Here is a 13,317-nt window from a genome sequence, read left to right on the forward strand (position 1 = left end):
GCGCAGCGACAGCCCGTCACAGGCGAAGACGATCGAAAGGCGGCGGCGATCAGGCGGCGCGATTGGCCATGCTGACGCGCGCCATCTCGATCTGGGCGGCCAGGCCCGGCGGCATCTGGCGATCGGGCACGGCGGCGAGGGCGGCCAGGGCCTTGAGGTCCGTGGTCTCGACCAGGGCGCTGGTGACCGCCGTGTCGCTGAGAACATGGGCGAGGCAGATTTCCTCGGCCGACCAGTTCGGGGTCTGGTGCAGGAAGCCGAAGCCGCCGGCGCCCTGGAGCGGATGACGGTGGCGCGAGCCGCCGAAGGACAGGCCGAACAGGCCCTTCTTCTTGCCTTCGGTCGCGGCGGCGGCCTTGCGTTCGGTGTCCAGCTCCTCGGGGAAGAAGTTGTGGACGATGACGGCCATGTCGCGCTCGCGGGCGGCGCGGATGCGGGATCGCACCTGCCAGGGCGAATTGACGTGCAGGGGGGTGGCCAGGACGTCGAAGGCGCCGGTCGAAACATAGACGTCGGTCACCGGATCGTCGCCCATCACCCCCAGACAGTGCACACGCTGGGTGGCGCGCAGGGCCTTCAGGGCGTTCAGGGAGCTTTGCGACAGTTCGTGTTCATCCGGCCCGTCCAGCAGGGCGATGTCGATCCAGCCCAGGCGCGAGACGCGCAGGACGCGGTCGATGGCGTGGGTCATGCCCTCGGCCGAGAAGTCGCGGGGGCCGCGGCCGCCGTCCGGCGGGCCGAGCACGAGGCTGACGTTCAGGAGCTTGCGATCGACGCTGGCCAGGGCCGCGCCGGCGACCTCGGCCAGGACCGGGTCCGCGCATTCCAGCCGGTAGGCGTTGATGCCGGATTCAAGCGCGCCGTAGATCAGTTCGGCCGCCGCCTCGGGGCCGCGCGCCAGGATGGCCGGGGCCAGGCTGAAGGTCAGGTCCGAGACGGCGCCGCCGGTGATGGAGAAGGGACGATACCGCATCGGTCAGTCGCCTTCCGTCGGCGGAGGCGCGGAGGTTTCCAGCGCCAGGGCGTGAAGTTCCCCGCCCATCCGGCCCTTGAGCGCCGCATAGACCATCTGGTGCTGGCGCACGCGCGGCACCCCGGCGAAGGCCGAGGCGACGATGCGCGCCCGGTAGTGGTCGCCGTCGCCGGCCAGATCGTCGATGACGATCTCGGCGTCGGGAAAGGCCGCGATCAGACAACCGTGAAGGTCCTCGACGGACATGGGCATGGGACGGACTCCGCCTCAGTATTTGGCGCGAAGACTGCCGCATAAACCTTAATGTCCGGCATACGCCGCGCCGACGACGTCAGGGGGCGGCGTCAGGGATGGGGGCGGGCGAACAGGCGGACGGTCTGGTCCTTGTAGGTCCCGTCGCCGTAGGTCCGAAAGCCGACGCGTTCCGCCAGCCGGATCGAGGGGTGGTTGTCCGGCGAGATCATGCAGACGGTGCGCGGCGCCTGGAGCCGGTCGTCCACCCAGGCGAGGGCGGCGCGCAGACCCTCGGCGGCCAGACCCTGGCCCTGGAAGGCGGTGGCGACGCCCCAGCCGAGTTCCGGCGCGTCGAACGGCGGCTCGAGGTCGCGCCGGTAGTCCAGCACCCCCACGCTGCCGACATAGGCACCGGTCGCCGTCATCCGCATCGACCAGTTGCCGCGCCCGAGGGCGGTCCAGTGGCCGATGTCGCGCAGCAGGCGGAACCAGACCTCCTCGTGCGACAGGGGGCGGCCGGTGATGGCGGCGACGAAGTCCGGATCGGCCCAGACCTGTGTCAGGTCGTCGAAGTCGGACACGGCGACCGGCGTCAGGGTCAGGCGGTCGGTGGTCAGAACGGGAAGGGCGGATACGGACATCAGGCCTCGAATAGGCTGGGGGCGGCGACCATGCGGGTCGCGCCGGTCGCGTCGGTGACAGCGTAGGTGAAGCCGGGTTGCAGGGCGAAGCCGCCGACCCGTCCGCGCTTGTCCAGGGCCAGGAAGGCGACCTGGGATGCGGCGACCTTGCCGCCGCGCAGTCTGGCCAGGCGTTCGATGACGGCGCGACAGGCCGCCTGCGGGTCCGCTCCGTGACGCAAGGCCTCGACGACCGCATGCGAACCGGCGACGCGCACCACGTCCTCGCCGACGCCGGTGGCGGTCGCCCCGCCGACCTCGTCGTCGACATAGAGGCCGGCGCCGATGATCGGGCTGTCGCCGACCCGGCCGCGCATCTTGAAGGCCAGGCCCGAGGTGGTGCAGGCGCCGGCCATCCGCCCCTGGGCGTCGATCGCCAGAAGGCCGATTGTGTCGTGGTTGCCCGGCCCGCCCGGCGTGGCGCGCCATTCCCGGTTCTCGCGACTGATGACGGGGGCGTAGTCTGCGGTTTTGAGCCACTCGCGCCAGGCGGCCTCGGCCCGGGGCGTCGGCATGGCCGCCGTCTCGAACCCCTGATCCAGGGCGAAGCGGCGGGCGCCCTCGCCGACCAGCATCGTGTGGGGCGTGCGCTCCATGACCGCGCGGGCGACCGAGACGGGGTGGGCGATATCCTCCAGGGCGGCCACCGCGCCGATGTCGCCGGCCCAGGTCATCAGACAGGCGTCCAGGGTGACCTTGCCGTCGCGGTCGGGGAAGCCGCCGACGCCGACGGAGGTGTTGGTCGGGTCCGCCTCGGTCACGCGGCCGCCCGCCTCGACCATGTCCAGGGCCGAACCGCCGTTGCGGCGCGCCTCGATCCCGGCGGCGTTGGCGGCGCGGCCGAAGTCCCAGGTCGAGACCATCACGGCGGGCGCTTCCGTCCGGGCGAGGGCCGGGGAGGCGCCGGCCATGGCTGCGGCGGTCAGGACGGCGCGGCGGGAAGGAGAGGTCGGGGTCACATCAGTCCCAGTTGCTTGAAGCTGGCCACGCCGTCGCGGCCCACGACCAGATGGTCGTGGACGGTGACGTTCAGCGATCGCCCTGCGGCGATCACCTGGCGCGTCATGTCGACGTCGGCCGGGGAGGGGGTCGGATCGCCCGAGGGATGGTTGTGGACGATGATGATGTTGGGGCTCGACAGCTCCAGCGCCCGGCGGATGACCTCGCGCGGATAGACGGGGGCGTGATCCACCGTGCCGCGGTTCTGGATCTCGTCGAGAATCAGCTGGTTCTTCTTGTCCAGATAGAGAACGCGGAACTGCTCGCGCGGCTCGTGCTGAAGGGCGACGCGGACATAGGCGACCAGGGCCGACCAGGAGGAGATGACGGCGCGCTTCGACGCCGGTTCGCGCGCGACACGGCGGGCCACGTCATAGATCAGCTGCAGGTCGAGAGCCGTGGCGCGGGACTGCTTGCCGCGCACGATGTTGAGCGAGCGCGCGACCAGGTCGTCGATCGCCTCGTGGCTGGCCGCGCCGATGCCTTCCAGGCTGCCGAACCGGGCCAGCAGATCCTTGGCCAGGGGCTTGGTGTCCTTGTAGGGGATGCTGCGGAACAGCAGCAGCTCCAGCAGCTCATAGTCGGGCAGGGCGTCCAGTCCGCCCCTGGCGGCGCGTTCGCGCAGCCGCTCGCGATGACCGCTGTGGCGCGGCGGCGTCTTGCGCGTCACGGGACCTGCGGCGTCGGGCTCAGCGGAGGGGTCGGTCACGGGCTTCCGTCGGCGGTTCGACCCGAACGGTAGCGGTTCGCCAGAGCGGATCAAGCGTCGCGCCCTACGAAAAAGGCCGGTCCGCGAGGGGACCGGCCGATCTCAATCCAGCGAACGTCTCAAGCTCAGGCCCGGGCGGCGTAACCCTTGCCGCCGTTCGAGGGGCGGCGGCGCGGACGGCGCTTGATCTGGCCCTCGGGTTTGGCAGGAGCGGCGTCGCGAGGGTCGTTGTTCACCACGCGCGGGCGCTCCCGGGCCCTTTCCTTGGCCATGGGATCGAAGACGCGCTCGGGCGTCGGGCGGGCCTCGGCGCGCTGGCCCTTGCGTTGGCGATGCGGCTGGCCGCCGCCCTCGGGCCGGACGCCGTCACGATGCGGGTTGCGACGGCCGCGTCCACCGGCGTTGCGGTCGCCGCCCTCGCGTTCCGGCAGGGTCGCCTTCTTGCCGACGCCCGAGGCCATGATCGAGGCGTCGAGCTGGGCCAGTTGCTTGTCGTTGCGGCGGTCGACGGCCGGGATCTTCTGGCGGGTGACCTTTTCGATGTCGCGCAGCAGCTTCATCTCGTCGCCGGCGACGAAGCTGACGGCCGAGCCGTCCTTGCCTGCGCGCGCGGTGCGGCCGATGCGGTGGACATAGCTCTCCGGCACGTGCGGAAGCTCGAAGTTCACGACGTGGGAGACGCCGTCCACGTCGATGCCGCGCGCGGCGATGTCGGTGGCGACCAGAACGCGCAGCTTACCCTTCTTGAAGGCTTCCAGCGTGCGCTCGCGCTGGGGCTGGGACTTGTTGCCGTGGATGGCGCCGGCCTCGACTCCGCCGGCCTCCAGATAGGCCGCGACCTTGTCGGCGCCGTGCTTGGTCTTGGTGAAGACCAGGCAGCGCTTGTATTCGGGATCGCTGAACATCTCGGTCAGCAGGGCGCGCTTCTTGCCCTGTTCGACCCAGATGACGGACTGGTTGATGCGCTCGACGGTGGTCGACTGCGGCGTGACCTGGACCTTGACCGGATCCTTCAGCAGTTCGCCGGCCAGCTTGCCGATCTCCGACGGCATGGTGGCCGAGAAGAAGAGGTTCTGGCGCTTGGCCGGGATGCGGCTGACGATCTGGCGGATCGGCTTGATGAAGCCGAGGTCCAGCATCTGGTCGGCTTCGTCCAGGACGAAGATCTCGCAGGTCGAGAGGTCGAGGTTCTTCTGCTGGATATGGTCCAGCAGACGGCCGGGGGCGGCGACGAGGACGTCCAGACCCTGTTGCAGGGCGCGTTCCTGGGCGCCGTATTTCACGCCGCCGAAGATGACCGCGACACGGAAGCCGAGATGCTGGCCATAGGCCTTGAAGCTCTCGCCGATCTGGGTGGCCAGTTCGCGGGTGGGCGACAGGATCAGGGCGCGGGTCGTGCGCGGCCGGGGCGGCACCCGGTTCTCGGCCAGGCGATGCAGGATCGGCAGGGCGAAGGCCGCCGTCTTGCCGGTGCCCGTCTGGGCGATGCCCAGCAGATCCTTGCCGGCCATGACGTCGGGGATGGCCTTCTGCTGGATCGGCGTGGGGGTGACATAGCCCGAGGTCTTCAGGGCGGTCAGGAGGGCCGGGTTCAGGCCCATGGCGTCGAAGGTGAGGGTGCTCACGGAGGGGTTCTTTCGCGTATGCGGCGACGCGCAAACAGCCGTGGCTCAACGCCGAAAGGGCCGCGCGCCGCCAGTCCCGACGGCGCTCCGGGGAGGGAGCCTGCGGGGTGGATCGGGCGCCGCCCCGCGTGTCCGGGCAGCGAATGAAACTTGAGCCCCCCGATCAGGTCGGAGGGTGACGAACCGACGGCTGCTACAGCCGGTCTTCACAGAAACGAAGACCCACACGCGCTGGAGACGCCGGAGATCGCAATGGTGCGACGCAGCGCAGATGGGCGCAAACTACGGCCAAGTCAAGGCGGAGCGCCCGAGGCTCCTGGCGCGACGGCGGTGAAATCCCGGCTTCCCATCACCGATCACGTAATGTTACAGGCGAGGGGCGTCCGACCTCCCCATGGCATTTCGAGGACCCTCATGACCGCCTATTCGACCCGCGCCGGCCTGTCCGTCGCCGAGCCCCTGTCGGCCTTCATCGAGACGGAGGTGCTTTCGGGTCTGGGGATTGAGGCAGGGGCGTTCTGGGCCGGGTTCGCCGACGTCTTCAACCGGTTCACGCCGCGCAATCGTGCGCTTCTGGCCATGCGGGACGAACTGCAGGCGAAGATCGACGACTGGCATCATGCCCGTCGTGGTCAGCCGAACGACCCGGCGGCGACCGAGGTCTTCCTGCGGGAGATCGGCTATCTGGTTCAGGAGCCCGGCGACTTCACCATCGCGACCGAGAACGTCGACGACGAACTGGCGCGGCTGGCCGGGCCGCAGCTGGTGGTGCCGATCCTCAATGCGCGCTTCCTGCTGAACGCCGCCAATGCGCGCTGGGGCAGCCTGTACGACGCCTTTTACGGCACCGACGCGCTCGGCGACCTGCCACCCGCCGGACCCTATGATGCGGCGCGCGGCGCCCGGGTGGTGGCGAAGGCCAAGGCGTTTCTGGACGAGGCCGTGCCTCTGGCGAGCGGTTCCTGGGCGGACCTGACCGAGGTTTCGCCGGCCACGGTCCTGAAGGATCCGTCGCAGTTCGTCGGCCATTCGACGAAGGGCCTGCTGTATCGCAACAACGGCCTGCACATCGGCCTGACGCTCGATCCGACCCATCCGATCGGCAGGACCGACCCGGCGGGGATCGCCGACGTGGTGCTGGAATCGGCCCTGTCGACCATCTGCGATCTGGAGGACTCGGTCGCGGCCGTGGACGCCGAGGACAAGGTCGCCGCCTATCGCAACTGGCTGGGCCTGATGAAGGGCGATCTGGTCGAGACCTTCGACAAGGGCGGCAAGACCCTGACCCGCCGTCTGAACCCGGACCGCGACTTCACGGCGCCGGACGGATCGACGGTGACGCTGAAGGGGCGATCGCTGCTGTTCGTGCGCAACGTCGGCCATCTGATGACCAATCCGGCGGTGCTGTTCGCCGATGGGGCCGAGGCGCCGGAGGGCATTCTGGACGCCGTCGTCACCAGTCTGATCGCCCTGTACGACCTGCGCGGTCTGGGCGCGACGCGGAACAGCCGCACCGGCTCGGTCTATATCGTCAAACCCAAGATGCACGGGCCAGACGAGGCCGCCTTCACCAACGACCTGTTCGACGCGGTCGAGGACCTGATCGGGGTCGCGCGTCATACCGTGAAGGTCGGGGTGATGGACGAGGAGCGGCGCACCTCGGCCAATCTGGCGGCCTGTATCCAGGCGGTGAAGGACCGGATCGTCTTCATCAACACCGGCTTCCTGGATCGCACCGGCGACGAGATTCACACGGCGATGCAGGCCGGGCCGGTGGTCCGCAAGGCCGAGATCAAGAGCTCGAAATGGATCGCCGCCTATGAGGCGCGCAACGTCGGGATCGGGCTGAAGCACGGCCTGTCCGGCCGGGCCCAGATCGGCAAGGGGATGTGGGCCGCGCCCGACCGCATGGCCGAGATGCTGGAGCAGAAGATCGGCCACCCGAGGACGGGGGCGAACACCGCCTGGACGCCGTCGCCGACCGCCGCGACCCTGCATGCGCTGCACTATCATGCGGTAGATGTGTTCGCGGTGCAGAAGGAGGTCGCCCAGCGTCCGATCCCGGGTCTGGCCGATCTGCTGACCCCGCCTCTGGCCGAGGGGACGAACTGGTCCGAACAGGACGTGGCGGACGAGCTGGACAACAACGCCCAGGGCATCCTCGGCTATGTCGTGCGCTGGATCGACCAGGGCGTCGGCTGCTCCAAGGTGCCGGACATCCACGACGTCGGCCTGATGGAGGATCGGGCGACTCTGCGGATCAGTTCTCAGCACATGGCCAACTGGTTGCTGCACGGCGTCTGTACGGCCGAGCAGGCGGAGGCGGCCCTGCTGCGGATGGCGGCCAAGGTCGACGCCCAGAACGCGGGCGACCCCCTGTATCGCCCCATGGCCCCGGACCCCGAGGCCAGCCTGGCCTATCAGGCGGCGCGCGCCCTGGTGTTCCAGGGGGTTGATCAGCCGAACGGCTATACCGAACCCCTGCTGCACGCCTTCCGCAGGAAGGTGAAGGCGGGATAGGCCGCTTCGTCTTTCGGCCCCGGTGGGAGGCGAGGCGCAACCCGGAGGTCATCCGGGCGTTCACGGCCAAGGTTCAATTCTCTGGAGAGTTCGCCATGACCGTCCGTCGTCCCCTGATCGCCGCCGCCGTCCTTTCACTGGGCGTGCTGTCGCTCGGCGCCGCCGCCTGCACCCAGGCCGAGACCGATCGCGCCGAGGTCGAGGCCGAACAGGCCGGTGAAAAGGCCGAGGACCTGGCCGCCCAGACCGGCGAAGTGATCGAGGCCGGGGCCATGAAGGCCGCCCAGGCCGTCGAGACCGGCGCCGCCAAGGTCGCCGACAAGCTGGAAGACAACCAGGCCGAAGCCGCCGCCGAGGGCCGCCCGGGCGCCGTCGATCCGGCCACGGACCAGCGCGTCCCGTCGAACTGAGGTCAGGCGGCGTCAGTCGCCTGAAAGCCCGGTCCATGGTTCAGTCCTGGCCGGGAGGCGACATCCATGGGTCAGGTCGTGTCAGCGACGGTTGTGTCTGTGATCGCGGCCGCTTCGGTCGCCGCCTATCAGCCGGCGCCGCCGACCCCGCCGCCGCCGGACGCCGTCAGGCTGGAAAGATCGGCCGAGGGCTTCACCGGCGTGACCTGGTGGATCGATGCCCTGTCGATCGAGCGCGTCGGCGACCGGGCGACCTATTGGGAGCTGTCGCCGCTGCATATGCGGGAACGCCGCTTTCATGAACCCTATGTGGGCTACTGGACCCAAATGGAGGTCGATTGCGCGCGGCGGATGGAACGGCAGGTCGTCAAATATGGCATAGACGGCGACCTGAGGCTGGGCGCGGCGCGGGTCGCGCCGGAGGTGTTGTTCCACGACCGCTTCTACCCGACCGGCGGGGCCTCGGCGAGGAAGACGGCGTTCGCCTGCACGGGTGTGAAACCCTTCCCCGACAGCCGATCCCTGTCCGGCGTCGGCGCGGCCCTGCTCATGGCGGGGATGGTTCGCTAGAGCCTGATCGGTAGAGGTGGAATCGCTCCGCGATTCCGCCGATGCCGTGAATCAGGCTCCAGGGATGGCTGGACCGAAATCTGAGCTGAGTTGGACGGCGTCCAACCCAGCCGATTTCGGTTCAGGCTCAACCAACAGGGCGTCGATCAGGGCGCGGGCTTCCGGGGTGTTCCAGTCCGCCTCGCCGGTCATGACGGCGCGGACGCGGCCCTGTCGGTCGATGATCGCGGTCTGGGGCATGCCGCCCTTGGCGCCGAACTCGAACGGCATCTTGAATTTCGGATCGCTGTAAAAGGCGAGGGGGGCGTGGTCGGCCAGGAAGGCGCGGGCCGGGGCCAGGTCGCCGACATCGACGTTGACGACCACCACGGCCACGTCGGGGTTGTCGGCGTAGGCGTCGGCGAGACGCGCCAGGGTGGGCATCTCCAGCCGGCACGGCGGACACCACATGGCCCACAGATTGACGACCGCGACCTTGCCTCGGAAGGCGTCCAGGCGCGTCGGCAGGCCGTTGGGCGCCAGGAAGGCGTGATCGGTGGCAGGCATCACGCCCTGCGGCGTCCAAATCTTCGCCAGAGTTCCTTTGGCGAAGGGCGACGTCGCCGAATTCGTCGGGACGGCGCCTTCGTCTTTGGCAGGGACGCCCCGGTTGACGTATAGCAACGCGCCGACGCCCCCCGCTCCCAACACCAGGGCCGTCGCAATCACCGCCAGAATCCGTTTCGAGCCGACCATGTCCGATCCTTCGCCTGAACAGGGCTCCAAGACCAATCCCAACGCGTCGGGTCAAGACATGTGGGGCGGGCGCTTTTCGTCGCGGCCGGCCGACATCATGCAGGCGATCAACGTCTCCATCGGCGTCGACCGGCGGCTGTGGGCGCAGGATCTGGCCGGATCGCGCGCCCATTGCCGCATGCTGATCCAGCAGGGCATCGTCGCCGCCGGGGACGGCCAGGCGATCCTGGACGGGCTGGATCAGATCCAGGTCGAAATCGAGGGCGGGACCTTCCCGTTCCGCGACCAGTTCGAGGACATCCACATGAATGTGGAGGCGCGGCTGTCGGAGCTGATCGGCGAACCGTCCGGCCGCCTGCACACCGCGCGCAGCCGCAACGACCAGGTGGCGACCGATTTCCGCCTGTGGGTGCGGGACGCCTGCGACCGGACGGGACATCAGCTGAAGGCGCTGCAGTCGGCGCTGCTGGCGCGGGCGGAACAGCATGCGGGCGACCTGATGCCCGGATTCACGCACTTGCAGACCGCCCAGCCGGTGACCCTGGGCCACCACCTGATGGCCTATGTCGAGATGTTCGGTCGCGACGCCGGGCGGTTCGCTGACGCCCGGGCGCGCATGAACGAGAATCCGCTCGGCGCCGCCGCCCTGGCCGGGTCGCCCTTCCCGATCGACCGTCACGCGACGGCGGCGGACCTGGGCTTCGACCGGCCGATGGCCAATTCGCTGGACGCCGTGTCGGATCGCGATTTCGCCCTGGAGAGCCTGGCCGCCGGCTCGATCTGCGCCGGTCACCTGTCGCGCTTCGCCGAGGAGATCGTCGTGTGGATGACGCCGATGTTCGGCTTCGCCAGCCTGCCGGACGACCTGACCACCGGCTCCTCGATCATGCCGCAGAAGCGCAATCCCGACGCCGCTGAGCTGGTGCGGGCCAAGACGGGACGGATCATGGGCGCCTTCGTCGCCCTGTCGACGGTGATGAAGGGGCTGCCGCTGGCCTATTCCAAGGACATGCAGGAGGACAAGCCGCCGGTGTTCGAGGCGTTCGACGCGCTGGATCTGGCCCTGACGGCGATGACGGCCATGGTCTCGGCCCTGATCCCGAACACGGAAAAGATGGCGGCGGCGGCGGGGGCGGGCTTCTCGACGGCGACCGACCTGGCCGACTGGCTGGTGCGCGAACTCAACCTGCCGTTCCGCAAGGCGCACCATGTGACGGGCGCCGCGGTCAAGCGCGCCGAACAGCTGGGCGTGGGCCTGGCGCAACTGCCGCTGACGGAATTGCAGGCGCTGGAGGCGGGCGTCACCGAAGACGTCTATAAGGTCTTGTCTCCCGAAGCGTCGTGCGCCAGTCGCCAGAGCTACGGAGGCACGGCGCCGGAACAGGTCCGCGCGCGCATCGCCGACTGGAAGGCCCGCTGACATGAAGACGCTCATCCTGATCGGCGCCTCGGCGCTTCTGGCCCTGTCGGCCTCGGGCTGCGGCCGCATGGCCGACCTCGAGGCGCCGGCCCCGCGCGAGACCGAACGGGCGCAGCGTGATCGCTGGGCGCCCAAGCTGGAAGACCCGGCGACGGTCAACCGCCCGTCCAGCCAGGTGCCGGTGGACGGCGGTCCGTCCAATCCGTTCGGATCGACCTCGGCGCAGAGCGGCCGTCCGCAGTAGACGACCGACGTGCATCACTTCACCCCGAGAGACGGCGCCCTGCACGCCGAGGACGTGTCGCTGCTCGATCTGGCCGAGCGGGTCGGCACGCCCGTCTATGTCTATTCGTCCGCGACGCTGCGACGGCACTATTCGCTTCTGGCCGAGGCGGCCGCGAAATATCCGGCGGCCCTGGGCGACGCCCTGATCGCCTTTGCCGTGAAGGCCAACTCCAACGTCTCGGTGCTGGCGACCCTGGCGAAGCTGGGTGCCGGGGCGGACACGGTGTCCGAGGGCGAGATCCGCCGGGCGCTGGCGGCGGGCGTGCCGGCCGGGCGCATCATCCTGTCGGGCGTCGGAAAGACCGACGATGAACTGGCCTTCGCCATCACCACGGGGGTGCGCCAGATCAATATCGAGAGCGCCGTCGAACTGGACCGGATCGTCGCGATCGCCCAGAGGCTGGGCCGGGCCCCGGACATCGCTGTGCGGGTCAATCCTCGCATCGGGGCCGGGGGCCACGCCAAGATCACCACCGGCGGCGTCGGCGACAAGTTCGGGGTCCCGGCCGAGGAGGCGCTGGATCTCTACGCCCGCGCCGCCGCTTCGCCGCATGTGAATCCGGTCGGGCTGGCCTGTCATATCGGCAGCCAGATCGTCGATCTGACCCCGCTGGAGGGCGCGTTCCGTCTGCTGCGGTCGATGACCGAGACGCTGCGGGCGCGGGGGCTGTCGGTGACGCGGCTGGATCTGGGCGGCGGCTTGGGCGTGCCCTACGCCGAGGACGCGGCCACGGCCTCGATCGAGGACTATATGGCCATGACGGCCGCGGTGCTGGACGGGCTGGAGGTCGAGGCGGCGTTCGAGCCCGGACGTCTGCTGGCCGCCAACGCCGGCGTCCTGCTCAGCCGGGTGATCCAGGTGTCGGAGCGGCAGGACGGCCGTCGCTTCCTGGTGCTGGATGCGGCCATGAACGATCTGGTCCGCCCGGCCATGTATGACGCCTTTCACGACATCAAGCCGGTCCGCGCGCGTCCGTCGGGCGGCGACAATTCGCCGACCGCCTATGACGTGGTCGGCCCGGTCTGCGAGACCGGCGACACCTTCGCCCGCGACCGGCCCCTGCCGCCGCTGGAGGCGGGGGATCTGGTCGTCTTCACCGGCGCCGGGGCCTATGGAGCGGTCATGGCCAGCGAATACAACAGCCGGCTGCTGGCGCCGGAGATCCTGGTCGACGGCGACCGCTGGGCCGTCATCCGGCCGCGCCCCTCCTATGAGGAGATGCTGGCGCGCGAGACGCGGGCCGACTGGCTGTAGGGCCTATTTGGCGGCGGGGGCGTAGACCACGCGGCAGTCGCCCTCGAGCGTTGTGTAGCGGCCGTTGGCGGCGTCGACGAACGAGATCCGCCCGCCCTCGTCATATTCGACCCTGCCGGTCGAGCGGCCGGCGAAGTTTTGCGTGCCATAGGTCCAGCAGGTGATGTCGGCCGGACGGTCCGACCATTTCACATCATTGCGAGCCCGGCCGCTGTCGGTGCAGGCGGACAGGGTGGGGACGGCGAAAAGGGCGACCAGTATCAGGGGGCAGATACGCATCAGACGATCCTTGGGGAGGCTGCGGCACGAGACAAGGCTCAATCTGCGGCGCCAGATCCTGCCGACCCTTTGACCGGAGGCCACTGTCTGGCGGTATGGATCAGGGCCAGAATCCAGACGGTGTCGCCGGAGATTTCATAGACTAGGCGGTAACTTGGGTGCGGGATCAGCTCTCTTGTCCCGGAGATGCGCCCTTCATGTCCCGACATTGGAAAGTCGCGGAGCCGAGGCAGGGCGTCGCTGAAGGCTTGGTCCATGGCCAGGGCCGCCTGAGTATCCCGGACGACCAGATAGTCCCAGATATCCGTGCGGTCCTGCAGAGCCTGAGGCGTCCAGCGAACCTTCACGCCGTGATCTTGGCCCGGCGCGCCGCGAAGGCAGCCTCGACATCATCGTCGGTCAGCCCCTCGCCGGCGAGGACAGATTCCCGAGCGACCTCCACCTTGCGGCGTAGAAAGGCGTCGTAGGCTGCGGCTTCGGTATGGCGATGCACGAATTCCCGCATCATCTCTCGCACCACCTGAGACGCGGGCCGATGCGCGGCCTCTGCGGCAGCCATGAATTGATCCCGCAGGTCCGGCTCCAGCTTCATTGTGAATACGGCGTCCTTGGCCATCCGCTCA

16 protein-coding genes are annotated in these 13,317 nt (G+C 69.2%); 6 read left to right on the plus strand and 10 right to left on the minus strand.

The window, feature by feature from the left end; all coding sequences use genetic code 11:
• Positions 1–49 precede the first annotated feature (49 nt).
• The 6 genes from ACO2Q1_RS14320 to ACO2Q1_RS14345 form a co-directional block, all read right to left on the minus strand.
• Positions 50–973, minus strand: a complete 924-nt coding sequence (locus ACO2Q1_RS14320) for an oxidoreductase (RefSeq protein ID WP_423330160.1) — start codon at positions 971–973, stop codon at positions 50–52.
• Positions 974–976: 3 nt separating this feature from the next.
• A complete protein-coding gene (locus ACO2Q1_RS14325; protein WP_423330161.1) occupies positions 977–1,225 on the minus strand; it encodes a BolA/IbaG family iron-sulfur metabolism protein in 249 nt (82 codons plus the stop codon).
• A gap of 92 nt (positions 1,226–1,317) precedes the next feature.
• The gene (locus ACO2Q1_RS14330) at positions 1,318–1,848 is read right to left on the minus strand and encodes a GNAT family N-acetyltransferase (protein ID WP_423330162.1); all 531 of its coding nucleotides are present in this window, start codon (positions 1,846–1,848) and stop codon (positions 1,318–1,320) included.
• Positions 1,848–2,846, minus strand: a complete 999-nt coding sequence (locus tag ACO2Q1_RS14335; protein WP_423330163.1) for a N(4)-(beta-N-acetylglucosaminyl)-L-asparaginase — start codon at positions 2,844–2,846, stop codon at positions 1,848–1,850. The genes ACO2Q1_RS14330 and ACO2Q1_RS14335 overlap by 1 nt, the downstream gene beginning before the upstream one ends.
• The gene (radC, locus tag ACO2Q1_RS14340; protein ID WP_423330164.1) at positions 2,843–3,595 is read right to left on the minus strand and encodes a RadC family protein; all 753 of its coding nucleotides are present in this window, start codon (positions 3,593–3,595) and stop codon (positions 2,843–2,845) included. The genes ACO2Q1_RS14335 and radC overlap by 4 nt, the downstream gene beginning before the upstream one ends.
• 125 nt (positions 3,596–3,720) lie before the next feature.
• Positions 3,721–5,220 carry a DEAD/DEAH box helicase gene (locus ACO2Q1_RS14345; RefSeq protein ID WP_423330165.1) on the minus strand — a complete coding sequence of 500 codons (1,500 nt, stop codon included), beginning with the start codon at positions 5,218–5,220 and terminating at the stop codon, positions 3,721–3,723.
• Positions 5,221–5,634: 414 nt separating this feature from the next.
• On the opposite strand from ACO2Q1_RS14345, the gene ACO2Q1_RS14350 reads away from it, so the two are divergent.
• The 3 genes from ACO2Q1_RS14350 (at position 5,635) to ACO2Q1_RS14360 (ending at position 8,720) form a co-directional block, all read left to right on the plus strand.
• The gene (locus ACO2Q1_RS14350) at positions 5,635–7,740 is read left to right on the plus strand and encodes a malate synthase G (RefSeq protein ID WP_423330166.1); all 2,106 of its coding nucleotides are present in this window, start codon (positions 5,635–5,637) and stop codon (positions 7,738–7,740) included.
• Between the two features lie 95 nt (positions 7,741–7,835).
• Positions 7,836–8,150: a hypothetical protein gene (locus ACO2Q1_RS14355; protein ID WP_423330167.1), complete on the plus strand. Its 315-nt coding sequence runs from the start codon at positions 7,836–7,838 to the stop codon at positions 8,148–8,150.
• Positions 8,151–8,216: 66 nt separating this feature from the next.
• Positions 8,217–8,720, plus strand: a complete 504-nt coding sequence (locus tag ACO2Q1_RS14360; protein ID WP_423330168.1) for a hypothetical protein — start codon at positions 8,217–8,219, stop codon at positions 8,718–8,720.
• A gap of 51 nt (positions 8,721–8,771) precedes the next feature.
• Here ACO2Q1_RS14360 and ACO2Q1_RS14365 read toward each other — a convergent pair whose 3' ends face one another.
• Positions 8,772–9,266, minus strand: a complete 495-nt coding sequence (locus ACO2Q1_RS14365; RefSeq protein ID WP_423330169.1) for a TlpA family protein disulfide reductase — start codon at positions 9,264–9,266, stop codon at positions 8,772–8,774.
• Positions 9,267–9,513: 247 nt separating this feature from the next.
• Here ACO2Q1_RS14365 and argH point away from each other — a divergent pair, with 247 nt between their 5' ends.
• The 3 genes from argH to lysA are packed head-to-tail and all read left to right on the plus strand — an operon-like array spanning position 9,514 to position 12,415.
• Positions 9,514–10,875, plus strand: coding sequence for an argininosuccinate lyase (gene argH, locus ACO2Q1_RS14370; protein WP_423330265.1), 1,362 nt, complete (start codon positions 9,514–9,516; stop codon positions 10,873–10,875).
• Between the two features lies 1 nt (position 10,876).
• Positions 10,877–11,119, plus strand: a complete 243-nt coding sequence (locus ACO2Q1_RS14375; protein WP_423330170.1) for a hypothetical protein — start codon at positions 10,877–10,879, stop codon at positions 11,117–11,119.
• A 9-nt stretch (positions 11,120–11,128) separates the two neighbouring features.
• A complete protein-coding gene (lysA, locus tag ACO2Q1_RS14380; protein ID WP_423330171.1) occupies positions 11,129–12,415 on the plus strand; it encodes a diaminopimelate decarboxylase in 1,287 nt (428 codons plus the stop codon).
• A 3-nt stretch (positions 12,416–12,418) separates the two neighbouring features.
• Here lysA and ACO2Q1_RS14385 read toward each other — a convergent pair whose 3' ends face one another.
• From ACO2Q1_RS14385 to ACO2Q1_RS14395, 3 genes are read right to left on the minus strand one after another with little or no spacing between them, the layout of a single operon-like run.
• A complete protein-coding gene (locus ACO2Q1_RS14385) occupies positions 12,419–12,694 on the minus strand; it encodes a hypothetical protein (protein ID WP_423330172.1) in 276 nt (91 codons plus the stop codon).
• A gap of 38 nt (positions 12,695–12,732) precedes the next feature.
• Positions 12,733–13,041, minus strand: a complete 309-nt coding sequence (locus ACO2Q1_RS14390; protein ID WP_423330173.1) for a type II toxin-antitoxin system RelE/ParE family toxin — start codon at positions 13,039–13,041, stop codon at positions 12,733–12,735.
• Positions 13,038–13,310, minus strand: a complete 273-nt coding sequence (locus ACO2Q1_RS14395; protein WP_423330174.1) for an antitoxin of toxin-antitoxin stability system — start codon at positions 13,308–13,310, stop codon at positions 13,038–13,040. Before ACO2Q1_RS14395 ends, ACO2Q1_RS14390 begins: the two co-directional genes overlap by 4 nt.
• Positions 13,311–13,317: the final 7 nt, after the last annotated feature.

Origin of the sequence: Brevundimonas sp. VNH65 (assembly GCF_049445955.1) — a bacterium.
Taxonomy (GTDB): Bacteria; Pseudomonadota; Alphaproteobacteria; order Caulobacterales; family Caulobacteraceae; genus Brevundimonas.